The sequence below is a fragment of the Nannocystis punicea genome (assembly GCF_026965555.1).
Taxonomy (GTDB): Bacteria; Myxococcota_A; Polyangia; order Nannocystales; family Nannocystaceae; genus Nannocystis; species Nannocystis punicea.
This window is the reverse complement of record NZ_CP114040.1, coordinates 7,908,372-7,919,810: the sequence shown is the minus strand read 5'-3', so window position 1 is coordinate 7,919,810 and position 11,439 is coordinate 7,908,372. Positions and strand designations below refer to the sequence as shown.

The window sequence follows — 11,439 nt, the reverse complement described above, 5'->3', positions numbered from 1 at the left end:
TTGAGCATTCACGTCAAGAGCGATTTCGACCCTCACGGCGCGAGGTTCGCTCGACGCCCCGCAGCAGCTCCGCGAAGCCCTTCGGGTCGACGACCACCGAGCGCTGCGCCGGCTCGTCCGCCGCCGGTACGCGGAACAGCGCCCGATGCAGCCGCTTGTACATCAGGCAGTAGCCGTTACGGTCCCACCACAGCACCTTCACGCGATCGGACCTGCGACTGGCGAACACGAAGACCGCCCCGCCGCGCGGGTCCTCGCCGATCACCTGCCGCACCGTGAGCGCGAGCGCATCAAACCCGCGCCGCATGTCCTGAGGCTCCGTGCATACGAAGATCCGCACCGATGCCGGGATCATCGTCGTCCCTCCAGCACGTCGAGCACGCGCCCGAGCATGTCGGCCTCGACATGGCCAAGGATCCGGAGCACCACGCGCCCGACCTCGAGCTCGAGCACGCCGGGCTCGCTCGTCATCGACGCGGCGACCTCCTGCGTCACCTCGACGAAGCCGGCCTCGCCCGTGCCCTGGTCGCGTGCATCGGCCCGCGCCGCATGCAGGCGCCATTTCCACCAACCCAGGGTGTGTGGATTGACCCGGATACGCGCCGCGTACTCCTTGCAGGTCTGACCGCTGGCGATCCAGCCGTCGACCCGCTTGCGCCACGTCGCCTCCCCCCTCGCGCTCATGGCTTGGCCTTCGCCCGCGCTCGCGCCGCCCGGTCTCTCGGCCGCATCGGTCGGAAGTCCAGCCGCAGCGCACCGCCGAACGAGCTCGCCTGCCACGACATGTCGCTCGGGATCAGCAGCGCGAACGTCCCTCGCGCCGGCGGCTCGGGCTGCAGCACGACCGCGCCTTGGTCACCACGATCTTCATCACTCTCTTTCGACATTCAGCCTCCGAGGCCCTCTTGTAGGTCCTCGGCTGGCACCTTGTCACGACGTAGCTCGCCGGACGCTTACATGATACGCGAACACCGGCACTCGACCCTGCGCCCCGATCACGACAACCTCCGCACCAGCTCGGCGACCTCCGCGAGGGTCAGTCCCTCGACCCGAACGCCGCCCGCGAGCACGACGACGATCTCCCGCGGCGTCGCCGGCTCGCCCGCGACCTGCACCGGCACGAGCAACGGCGCCTCGATCTCCACGCCCCGCGACCACGCGCGGAGCTCTTCTACCGTCACGCCGATCTCCAGCGCGGCCTGCCCGAGCGAAACTCCGCTCGTCGCCAACAGCCGCCACCGCGCCAGCGCCTTCCGCTTGAACCTCTCGCTCCGCCGCTTCTGCTTCGTCTCCATCGGTCTCGTCCGCATGCCGAGACCTCACGGCCCCCCCCGTCACGACGGGGCACGGCGAGCATGTACGTCGGGTCTCCGGTGCCCCGATTGAGCCTGTCATCTATCCCACAACTGCCGCCGTCGTGGCAATGTCCAGGTTGTTACGACGCCGAAGCAGAACGAGTCTCTGCATCAAGCACAAAATAGAGCCATCCATATTTGCGCCTAAAGTCGATCTCCTTTGCAAGTGTTACACCAGCGTCAGCAATGCTGAATGGATTAAATGGAATAGGTAATGGCATGTTGCTCAGCATCCCACGAACAGTCGTCAGCCCAAGCTTGGGACGCGTCCTCATGACGATCTCGCGGAGGGTGTTTTGAAAAGCATCCTGTAGAAGCCGGCCCGCCTCGATTGCAGCATCTGCAGCAACCAAGCGCTGAATCTCCAGACATTTGTCTCGGAAGTTGGCGAAATGCGGATGACTTCTCATTTCAAACACATCGTTCCACGTCGCGTTCGCAAGGTTGGGTAGTCCGTTGAGGATGATTTCGGTGAGCGGGGTTTTGGCGTCGCCTAAGGCATGTGTGTCGAACCAGGCGTTCAAAGCGGCATGTTCCATCGGGTGACCCAGGAACGAGCATCCGTCAACCTGCAATCGAAACCACGTTACCAAGCTATGGGAGAGGTAATAGCCGAGTTTATAGACTTCGACATTGGTCGGCCATTCTGAGACGTTAACGTCTGGGAAAGTCTTCTCATAGTATGATTTTACTGCGTCTTGGGTCAGCTTCACCAGTGGGGGCAAGTGACTGCCTGACTTGTTCCGGTCGAAGAACTCAAAAATATCCATCTTGTATTGAGGGATCCGAGTCTCAATCGAGACAAACTGAGTTTCAAGAAAGGCTGCGGCTTCAGGAGCAAGATTCGGCTCCGACGCCCGAATTTGCTCAATCAGAACAGAATTATTGTTGTCCAAGGGGGGAGCTTGACAGATAATTTCATCGAAGAGTAAACACGCGACCTTCGCTCTCGGGGAATCGAGAATGTCAGACGTGAGAGTGAGCCAAGACCAGAACGTACTCCACCCATGGTTGGTATCCTCGCGGTTGGTCATGTTGCAGTTGCTTCCGGCGGACGATTTAAGAGATGGCGGGGCCAAATTATCCACAAGGAGTTGTGGCAAAGTCAAGTAGACGGCGTAGTCGTCCCTGCCTGTAGGTAAATGTCTGATGGATGTGCCTTCGTGCCGGGTCTATGAGGGATGGGGAGCGAGGACTGCGCCGCATATTCGAGCACGCCAGTCACGCGAGTGGACGCTCACCGTAGGGGCCGGAGGGACGCGCAACGTGCTCGTCCTGCCCCCCGAGGACGAGCAGCCCGACCCGCTGGCCCTGTTCACACCGGGACAAGCGACGGCCCAGCTCTCCGAGACGCCGGCCACACGGTGCGCTTCACGTCGGTGGCGCTTGCAGGACACTGGCTTAGTAGCATCGGGCACACCAACGCCCCGGCCTTGATGTCCGCGCAAGTCCACTTATGCAGACTTGTCACTTATCGACGTCGTGGTAGGGGAGAACATGCTTCCGGTTTGGCTCACGTACGCCTGGAACGACAATACAGATGGCGATGTCGATTTCATCGCTCAGCAACTCGCGGGCGTCGGCCTGGAGACCCGCCTTGATCGCTGGACGCTGTCCGCCGGACAGCGCTTGTGGGAGCAGATCGGGCGCGAACTGTCCAAAGACGACCTTGCGGCATGGATCATTTTGGCCACGCAGAACAGTTGCGGCAGCGAAGCTTGTAAAGAAGAACTAGCGTACGCCCTCGATCGTGCTCTCGGGAAGCACGGCCAGGGTTTTCCCGTCATCGCTCTTTTCCAATCCTCTGTGGACCGAAGCATCCTCCCACCAGCTCTCGGAGTGCGACTGTGCGTGTCCATGAAGGATTCGCATTGGCTGGAACGGATAAAGGCGGCCGCGGAACGACGCACGCCCGCAATCCCTCGCGAAGAGTTGCAGCCATACGCTATTACCGTCCACACCGTTACAAGTGATTCATTTGGCAGATTCGCCATCGAAGTGAGACCACGAGCAGGCACTTGGGCGCCCTTCTACGCAGCGGTTCCAACCAGCGAGAAGGAATCTGTCAAGATGAAACTCGCATATGGACCTCGAAGCACTCTGCCCCAAGGAATCGTGCTGCATCAGTATGGACCTATCGACGGGCGTGATGCTTCGGGGCAACCCCTCTCGGGATACAAGGCTGCGGACGAAGCATCGCCGACCATGAGCTACTATATTTTCTGTGCCAGTCTGCCCTCCGCGCTCATGTTCGGAGTGTTGAATAGTCAGCCACAGTTTAAGGTTGACATCAATACGACCAATAAATGAAGCCACATCTAACCGTAGTTTAAGGAGCCGGGGCTTCGATGAGGCTTGGCGTACCTTCAACTTCACAACTGACGAACAAGGTATGCGAAGCGCCACATTATCTACCGATGAACCCAATAATCTCCGGCACTGGGGCGGTCATGATTCATCCAGGAGCATCATGCGGTCGATCGCGGATCGGCGGTGATCCGCTTCAGCATGCACGTAGATCTGGGTGGTCCGCAGATGTGTGTGGCCGAGGAGTTCCATCACGACTTGGGCACCGGCGCCGCTGAGCATCAGGCGGGAGCCGAAGCTGTGGCGGAGGGCATGGAGGCCGTGGCAGGGGACCTCGGCGTAGGTTGCGATCTTGGCGAACCAGCCGCGAAGGACGGAACTAGCGACGTCGCGGCCGTCCGGGAGGGTGAACACACGGGGGTACTCGGCGCGCCGGTGCAGAGCGCGGAGGGCGGCGTCGAGGCGGCCAGAAATCGGAATCTTGCGCTCACGCTTGCCCTTCGGGGGACCTTCGTGTTTGCGGACAAGGTTGCGCTTGACGGTCAAGATTCGGTTGATGAAGTCGATGTCCTCCCAGCGGAGCGCGGAGATTTCGCCGGCGCGGAGGCCGGCATCGCCGGCGAGGAGGACGAGGACGAGCTCCGTGGGACCGTAGGTCTCGGCGCTCCTGATGAGCTTCAGGTACTCGGCGGACGTATACCAGCGGGCTTCATGCTCCTCCGGGAGGCGCTTGAGGGAGGGGACCTGAACTCGATGACCCTGTTCCTTGGCGCAGCGCAGCATGGCACCGATGAACTTGAGGGAGTTGTTCACGGTGGCGGCGGCGACGCCCTGGCGTTCTCGCTTGAACCGAGCGATGGCCCGGTCGTCCACGGCGTCGAGCCGGGTCGCGCCGAGGATGGGGAGGATGTGCTTCTTGAGGGCAAAGTGCTTGTTCTCAAGGGTTGCCGGCCGCTGGCGTTCGGCGGTGCAGAGCTCCAGCCACTCCTTGGCGAACTCGGCGACGGTGGGCATGTCCGTCTCGGGCTTCCGCTTCGCCTTGGGGCCCTGGCGGAGGACCTCCTGCAGCCGGCGCATGCCGACCTGACGGGCGGCGGCCTCAGATGTCGCGCCACGGGCCTTGCGGCGCTCGCGGTACGGGGTTCCGTCCGGGAGCTCGATCCGGAAGTCGTACTGCCAGTAGGTGCGACCAGCGCTGGTCGCGCGCGCGATCACGTTAATGTTCCACATCGAAACTCCTCCATCGTACGTGAGGGCCTCGTGCGAGGGCGCCCAGCGCGGAATTTGTGTGCCCAAATTTGCCAAAACTGGCCGAGATCCGAGGGGGTCGGCGGGTACTGAGGGGGGCGGCCCTCGGGCCGCGATGATGAGCAATTTCGCCAGTTTAGGCCCACGCGAGGCGCTACCCCGGGCGGCGTTTCGGGTGGGCTCCACACCGGTCTGGTGTGGAAGCGGACAGTCCAGGGCAAGACGCTGACGTTCCACCTCGCGGGGATTCACAACCAGAACTTCCTGATGCGCGACGAGGAGACGGGGAGCTTCTGGCAGCAGGTCAGCGGCGAGTGCATCGCGGGGTCGATGCGCGGGGCGAAGCTCGAGCAGGTTCACAACGACGAGCTGACGGTCGCGCGCTTCGTGAAGGAGTCGCCGGGCGGTACGGTGCTGCTGGGCGAACCTGGCCATACGGACAGCTACGAGCGCGACTGGGAGCCGGGGATCGACAAACTGCCGGCCGTCGTGGATACCAGTGACTCGCCGCTGCCGCCGCGGGCGCTCGTCGCAGGGATCGCCGTAGGAGGGCAGGCGAGGGCGTACGAGGCGAGTCGGCTCGCGGCTGAACTGGTGATCCTCGACGAGTTGGGAGATGTGCCAGTTGTGCTGTGGTCGGGCGGTGGGCGGATGCTGCGGGCATTCGAGAGGCGCTTGGACGGCAAGACGTTGCTGCTCGCGCCGGCCGACGCGGAGCACCTGCGAGATGCCGAGGGGGGCCTGTGGGACTTCCGCGGCTGCTCGGTGGAGGGACCGCAGGCGGCTGCGAAGGCGTGCATGATGCCGGTATCTGTCCTTTGGGACTATTGGTTCGATTGGAGGGCGTACAACCCAGCGACCGGCATCTACGGGCGATAAGTGCGAGCTGAAGTAGTCGAGCTGCGCCACTCCGAGCCAGCAAGCCCGCCGTTCGCCGGTCGCGACTGCGCCAGGTGCAGCACGTCGTGGGCGAGCAAGACCGCCCGACTGTCGAGCGAGGCCGGCCGCGCCGACCGGCGCGCGCTCGATGTCCTAAAGACCAGGGCTGCCTGAAGAACTGGTAAACCGCGGTGCGTCTATCGAGCGCCGAGCGAGCTCGACTTGGTGGCGAGACCGGCCGCGCTGTTGTTGAGTGCTCGCTCGAGCGCCGGAGGGGGCTAGTACATCCGGCCCGAAGTTCTCCAGGGGTTGCTAGGCCCTCTCTGCAAGGGTCCAGCCGAAGTTGCCGAGGAGCAGCTCGAGCAGTTCGTCGCGAGAGGCGCGGAAGGGTGTTGGTTCCCAGCGCCCGGTATGGGTAGCCATCTCCAGCTGCCACAAGTTGGCGGCGAGACGGCGCAGGCGCGCGTGCGGGATCGGATCGTGGGTGGGGCCGGACTCGAGGGTGATGAGCGGGGCGCGATGCCGGACACGGATATGTGCGAGGCCCTGGTGTTGGCGCAGGAACTGCTCGACAGCGCGAGCGTCATCGTCCGATTTCGCAGCGGCGTTGCGGGTGGTGCGTGGACGGCTCATGCGGCGTGGTGCCGCTGAGTGTGGACGAAGTGACCGCGGAAGGTCCAGTTGAACGGGTGCGCTTCGTCGCTGTTCCAGCGCCGGATGAAGCTCATCACGGCGCGGGGCAAGGCTCCGGCGCAAGGAAAGTCGGCGTAACGAAGGACGCGGCGCTGCAGCAGCGAGAACCAGATCTCGATCTGGTTGACCCACGAGGCATGGATCGGCGTGTATACGAAGTGGAAGCGGTCGCCGTGACGCCGGTTGAAGCGAGCCCAACGCTGGTCCGCACCCTCATAGTGGATGTTGAGGTTATCCCAGACGACGTAGAGCTGGCCGGTAGGATATTTGCGGGCAAGGCTCTCCATGAAGTCCAAGAGGTCCTCGGCCCGTCGTTGCGGCTTGCACTCGCCCAGGACTTCACCGGTGCGGACGTCGAAGGCCGCGAACAACGACCAGGTACCGCGGCGGACGTACTCGAACTCGAAACGGCCCGCGCGGCCGGGCGCGGGGAGCTTGCTGGGAAATCTCCGTCCGAGCGCCTGCATGCCGGTCTTCTCGTCGACGCAGAGCACATGAGCTCCGTCCGGGGGATGATGGTAGAGATCGCAGATGCGCTGAACCTTGCGACAGAAGTCGGGGTCGGGGCTGTGCAGCCAGAGCCTCATCTTGTGCGGCCGGAAATCCTCGTTGCGCAAGATTCGCCCCACCTCGGACACGCTGAGCCCGACACCTGTCTCATGAAGCAGGCGCCTTGCCAAGGTCGCATATGTCCACGTCGAACGGGTCTGCTGGCCATGCCTGGCAGGCTTGTCACAGGCGAGTTTGATGAGCTTGCAGCGTGTCGCCGGCGATACCCGAGGAGGTCGCCCACTTCGCGGACGATCCTCGAGCGTCACGACTCGCCCATCACGCGCGAAGCGCCCACGCCACACCCTCACCGTGTCCACGTGGCAGCCCAATCTCCGCGCAATCTCCTGGTTTGAGTGCCCTTCGGCAGCGAGGAGCACGAGCCTCGCCCGGAGTACGAGGCGTGCCTCGGCGCGGCCACTCCGGGCCAGCACCTCCAGTTCGTCACGGACCGAAGGTGCCAAACGAAGCCGTTGTGCTCGTGGGCCTGGCACATCGACGAGATCGTTTTCGCGCCTCGCCTATTCCACCGCCTATACCGCCCTGGCGATGGATCCAGGACAGAACCCCTGGAGAACTTCGGGCAGGCAGTACTAGGTGCATGTAGACACGCTCTTCGTGTCGCTCCTGGCGAGCTGCCAGCTCCACCGCATCGAGCCCTGGGCCTATCTCCGCGACCTGCTGTGCCTGCTCCCGTCCTGGCCCCTGCGCCGCGTCTTCGAGCTCGCGCCGGCCTTCTGGCCGGAGACTCTGAAACAGGAGGACGCTCAGCAGCGCCTCGCCGCCAACGTCTTCCGCCGCATGTCGCTCGGGTAGCATTCGAACGAGGTGTAGCCGAACGGCGGCTCAACCGGGAACGCAGCTCGCCGGACGGATACAAGCTTTCAGGCCGCCGGCCTCCGGACCGTCGAGACAAGCGGAACGTCCAAGTCTGCCCGTCGAACGACGGCGCGCGCGCCTGCGGCCGCGCGCGCGAGCTAGCCCGGATTTCTCACCACGGATAGGTGGGGCCCGCCAAGCGGCTGTCAGGCGGCTTGGCGGGAGGTTGTTGGATGCCGTGGACGTGAGTCGCTAGGCCGCGCTCGTTACGCCCGGGGCTGGCGCGAGATCGAGCTGTAAGAGGGATTACAAAGCCGGCTACGCGTTTTGGGTGACCTGTGCATAAGGACAGACGAATCCCGGCGCGAGTGCAGCGCACCATTGTGTGACGGACGGCGAGGGCCTTCAGCGTCTCATGACGTGATGACGGTGGAGGTTCTCGAGGACGCGCCACCACACGTGCTGGAGTGGGAAAACCGAGCTTAGGGAGACGCGGATCCTGCGGACCGAGGCGGTGACGACGACACCGATCTTGAGCAGCCGCGTGCGGATCGTGGAGACCTGGGCATGGGCGAGCTCGGTGCCGGCGAGGGCGATTCGTCGGAGCTCGTTGAGGATCATGTAAGCGACGGATGAGAGCCACAGGCGGAGCTGGTTGGCGCGCAGCGTGTGAGCGCTGGTGCGGTCGGCAAAGAGGCCGAGCTGCTGTTCCTTGATCCGGTTCTCCATGTCTCCGCGAGCGCAGTAGAGGTCCTCGTAGAGCGAGCGCGCGTCGTACTCGTCGGGTGAGAGGTTGGTGGTGACGAAGCGAGGATTCTCCTTGTCCGTCGTGTACTCGGCCTTGCCGACCACCCGGCGCTCTCGTGACCACGTCCGGTTGGTCTCGTAGCGAAAGTCCTTGAAAACGCGCGCTTCCTTGCCGGTCTGCTCGGAGATGGCGCGGGCCTGCTTCATCTCGCCCTCGATCTCGGCGATCAGGCGCGAGTTCTTCTGCAGGCCGAGGACGAAGAAGAGCCCGTTCTCCTCGCACCAGCGCATGACCTCGTCGCGGCAGAAGCCGGAATCGCCGCGCACGATGATCCGGACGTCGGGCCAGCGGGCGAGGAGCTGACTGACGATCCTCTCGAGCTCCTCGACCGCGCCGCTCACTGGCTGCTTGTCGGCGGTGTTCAGCGCGGCGCCGAGGAGGAAGTCGCCGCAGAAGACGTACAGCGGCAGGTAGCAGTAGCTGTCGTAGAAGCCGTGGAAGAAGCGACCCTCCTGCTTGCCATGTACGGGGTCGTCCGTCGCGTCGAGATCGAGGACGATCTCGGCGGGCGGCCGATCGTGCGCGGAAGGTGTCGACGAAGAGGCGCTGAATCCCGTGGTCGTCGTAGCTGATCTTCTTGTAGCGCTCGTCGCCGGCCACCGTGGGCTTCGCCAGCTCCAGGCGGTTCAGCGTGCTCTTGCCGGCCAGGGCGTGCCCCCGGTCGCGCTCCCGCTTGCGCTGTTCGCCGGTCGGATCGATCTTGCCTACCGCCAGCGCGAGCAAGGCATCATCGCGGAGCATGTCGTGGTCGTTCAGGTCCTCGTAACCACACAGCAGGCCCAGCACGCGCTGTGCGAGCAGTTCCTCGACGGTGTGCTCGACGCGGCTCGGGTCACGGTGGTCCCGGAAGCAGGAGGCGAAGTCCCGGAACACACCTGAACTCTCGGTCAACTCGCGCAGCAACAGCAGGCCGCCGTCCGAGCTGACCCGTCCGCCGTCAAAAGCGGCCTCGACGCGCCTCCGCCCGGCCGGTTGAAAATCGAACTCGGTGCGGATACACCTTGTCGTGTTCCGGCCGTACCCCTGGGTGGTCAGCAATCGTTTCACACCCGCTCGAACTCGGGAAGTACGGCCGGAATTCCTTCCCGTGGTGAGAAATCCGGACTAGGCGATGACCTCCAGGTCATGCTCCTCAGGACAGGCACCGCCGGCCGACCAGTTCGGCCTCACCGTTGGGCGAATGCACTGCGCCGGACCCCGCCGCGCTAAAAGGCGTGGACGGGCTCCGCGCCACCATGAGATGGCATCTCGCCGGGCCGCTCAGCGGTTGAAATTCCCCTCCTGGATCCACCGGAAGGTGCGTGCCATCAATACCGACGTATCGTCGGGGACCCGCCACAGCCGGGCATGGAGGTCTCCCTGCGCGATCGGTCCGCTCAGCACCAGTTGGTCGGGCGTGGGCTGCGACGCTTGCAGCACGTAGTCGTGCGCCTCGCCGTCGCGGTGCTCCGTGAGCGTGAGCGTGCCGGCCGTCTCGTCGTACGCGTAGCCGAACGCGGTCGCGTCGCCCCGGACCGGTCGCACCAGGGCCCACGGATAGGCCGGGATCACGAGCTGGCGCCAGCGGACCGCGTCGTCGGGCCGCAGTCGTCGCTCCTCGCCGTCGAGCGCGAAGAACTCGACCTCCCAGGCGCCGTACAGCGGCCCGCGCGCGGCCTGTGCCTGCATTTCTGCGGTCATCAGGTGCGCACGGGCCACGTTCACGAGCACCAGGGTAACGAACGCGCCCTTGGCCGCCCAGGCCACACGCTGCCGGGTACGCCCGGGTCCCGGTGGGTCTGGCTCGGCCGCGACCGGGCGGTTGCGGACGAACACGTCGACGAGCCGGCGGGCGTCGTGCAGCACGAGGAGCACCGCGATCAGCAGGAGCTGCGCCGAGAACTGCTTGACCGGCACGTCGTAGCACAGGTTGAGCATCACCACGTTGGCGAGCACGCCGCAGGCCAGGAGCGACCCCAGCGCGGTCGTTCGCCGCGACAGCAGCAGCACGCCCGCGGCAATCTCGGCCAGCCCGCTGAACGCCTGGTACGTCGGAGAGTAGCCCATGAACGTCCACAGGAGCCCCATCGGCGACGAATCGCCGTAGGTCCGCGACAGCGTGATGGGGTTCGGTGCCATGAATTGGCTGCCCACCAGCTTGGCGAAGCCGTAGCGAAACATCGCCAGCGCCAGCGCATAGCGGAGGAACACCCGTAGCCCCGCGTAGAGCCGCGCGTGATCGATCCGGCTGCGGTCGAGCGCCGCGGCGACGAGCGCCACGAAGGCCGAGATCACCGCGAATCCGAACAGCTGCACGTGGGACCACAAGGAGTCGCCGCTGTTGGCCACCGACATGGCGATCGGCTCGGTGAGCCCGAGCAACCCGCCGAACACCGGGACGAGCACCGACGCCAGCGCCATCCAGCCGGCGACGAAGAGTTCCCCCAGCACGGGGACCGCCGAGACCATGATCGGTCCATTGTACAGGGCCATCAAGGTGACCAGGAAAACCAGCCCCAGCCGTCTGGCGAGGCTCCACTGTCGTGTCGCTATTTCCATCGGCGGCGACGACACCTGGCCGGCACAGAGGTTCCCGTCCATCGCATCAGCGCAAACGGCGCCAGGCGGGACCTCGGATGCAAAAATGGAACCTTTCCGTGGACGGCGTAGCGCGGCGCTGTCGGCTTCCTCGCTAGAACGTTCCGCGCCGTCACGCTCGCCGGCCATGCCCCGCCAGTGTAGTCTGGGCCCGGCCACGCCGTCACGATGCGGTTCGACGTATACTTACGCTCTTCTCCGGCG

The 11,439-nt window shown here is 64.6% G+C and carries 11 protein-coding genes and 1 pseudogene; 3 read left to right on the top strand and 9 right to left on the bottom strand.

The features are described 5' to 3' along the window. Window positions 1–13: 13 nt before the first annotated feature. The 4 genes from tnpB to O0S08_RS30410 form a co-directional block, all read right to left on the bottom strand. Complete coding sequence (gene tnpB, locus O0S08_RS30425; RefSeq protein WP_269032852.1) at window positions 14–355, bottom strand: IS66 family insertion sequence element accessory protein TnpB; 342 nt, start codon at window positions 353–355, stop codon at window positions 14–16. Beyond that, window positions 352–780, bottom strand: coding sequence for an IS66 family insertion sequence element accessory protein TnpA (gene tnpA / locus O0S08_RS30420; RefSeq protein WP_269032851.1), 429 nt, complete (start codon window positions 778–780; stop codon window positions 352–354). Before tnpA ends, tnpB begins: the two co-directional genes overlap by 4 nt. Window positions 781–995: 215 nt before the next feature. Then, window positions 996–1,310 carry a hypothetical protein gene (locus tag O0S08_RS30415; RefSeq protein ID WP_269032850.1) on the bottom strand — a complete coding sequence of 105 codons (315 nt, stop codon included), beginning with the start codon at window positions 1,308–1,310 and terminating at the stop codon, window positions 996–998. A 125-nt stretch (window positions 1,311–1,435) separates the two neighbouring features. Further along, window positions 1,436–2,389 (bottom strand): hypothetical protein, encoded by a 954-nt coding sequence (locus tag O0S08_RS30410; protein WP_269032849.1) that lies wholly within the window; start codon window positions 2,387–2,389, stop codon window positions 1,436–1,438. A gap of 463 nt (window positions 2,390–2,852) precedes the next feature. Here O0S08_RS30410 and O0S08_RS30405 point away from each other — a divergent pair, with 463 nt between their 5' ends. After that, the gene (locus tag O0S08_RS30405; protein WP_269032848.1) at window positions 2,853–3,665 is read left to right on the top strand and encodes a toll/interleukin-1 receptor domain-containing protein; all 813 of its coding nucleotides are present in this window, start codon (window positions 2,853–2,855) and stop codon (window positions 3,663–3,665) included. Window positions 3,666–3,803: 138 nt separating this feature from the next. Here O0S08_RS30405 and O0S08_RS30400 read toward each other — a convergent pair whose 3' ends face one another. After that, on the bottom strand, window positions 3,804–4,892 hold the full coding sequence (locus O0S08_RS30400; protein ID WP_269032847.1) for a tyrosine-type recombinase/integrase: 1,089 nt from the start codon (window positions 4,890–4,892) through the stop codon (window positions 3,804–3,806). A 213-nt stretch (window positions 4,893–5,105) separates the two neighbouring features. Here O0S08_RS30400 and O0S08_RS30395 point away from each other — a divergent pair, with 213 nt between their 5' ends. Continuing rightward, on the top strand, window positions 5,106–5,789 hold the full coding sequence (locus tag O0S08_RS30395; RefSeq protein ID WP_269032846.1) for a DUF3179 domain-containing (seleno)protein: 684 nt from the start codon (window positions 5,106–5,108) through the stop codon (window positions 5,787–5,789). A 312-nt stretch (window positions 5,790–6,101) separates the two neighbouring features. Here the strand turns inward: O0S08_RS30395 and O0S08_RS30390 are convergent, their stop codons facing one another. After that, entirely contained in the window at window positions 6,102–6,422 is a 321-nt protein-coding gene (locus O0S08_RS30390) for a hypothetical protein (protein WP_269032845.1), read from the bottom strand. Next, on the bottom strand, window positions 6,419–7,465 hold the full coding sequence (locus O0S08_RS30385) for an IS630 family transposase (protein ID WP_269032844.1): 1,047 nt from the start codon (window positions 7,463–7,465) through the stop codon (window positions 6,419–6,421). The genes O0S08_RS30390 and O0S08_RS30385 overlap by 4 nt, the downstream gene beginning before the upstream one ends. Before the next feature lie 184 nt (window positions 7,466–7,649). Between O0S08_RS30385 and O0S08_RS30380 the strand changes: the two genes are divergently transcribed. Next, window positions 7,650–7,847 (top strand): transposase domain-containing protein, encoded by a 198-nt coding sequence (locus O0S08_RS30380; RefSeq protein ID WP_269032843.1) that lies wholly within the window; start codon window positions 7,650–7,652, stop codon window positions 7,845–7,847. A gap of 408 nt (window positions 7,848–8,255) precedes the next feature. Here the strand turns inward: O0S08_RS30380 and O0S08_RS30375 are convergent. Next, window positions 8,256–9,693, bottom strand: a pseudogene (locus O0S08_RS30375) (IS1380 family transposase). A gap of 225 nt (window positions 9,694–9,918) precedes the next feature. Beyond that, window positions 9,919–11,364, bottom strand: coding sequence for a hypothetical protein (locus O0S08_RS30370; protein ID WP_269032842.1), 1,446 nt, complete (start codon window positions 11,362–11,364; stop codon window positions 9,919–9,921). Window positions 11,365–11,439 lie beyond the last annotated feature (75 nt).

What these genes read in the sequence shown, in the direction of transcription:
- tnpB (WP_269032852.1), bottom strand. Translation starts at nt 355, where the DNA reads ATGATCCCGGCATCGGTGCGGATCTTCGTATGCACGGAGCCTCAGGAC.
- O0S08_RS30390 (WP_269032845.1), bottom strand. Translation starts at nt 6,422, where the DNA reads ATGAGCCGTCCACGCACCACCCGCAACGCCGCTGCGAAATCGGACGAT.
- O0S08_RS30415 (WP_269032850.1), bottom strand. Translation starts at nt 1,310, where the DNA reads ATGCGGACGAGACCGATGGAGACGAAGCAGAAGCGGCGGAGCGAGAGG.
- O0S08_RS30410 (WP_269032849.1), bottom strand. Translation starts at nt 2,389, where the DNA reads ATGACCAACCGCGAGGATACCAACCATGGGTGGAGTACGTTCTGGTCT.
- O0S08_RS30405 (WP_269032848.1), top strand. Translation starts at nt 2,853, where the DNA reads ATGCTTCCGGTTTGGCTCACGTACGCCTGGAACGACAATACAGATGGC.
- O0S08_RS30400 (WP_269032847.1), bottom strand. Translation starts at nt 4,892, where the DNA reads ATGTGGAACATTAACGTGATCGCGCGCGCGACCAGCGCTGGTCGCACC.
- O0S08_RS30370 (WP_269032842.1), bottom strand. Translation starts at nt 11,364, where the DNA reads ATGGCCGGCGAGCGTGACGGCGCGGAACGTTCTAGCGAGGAAGCCGAC.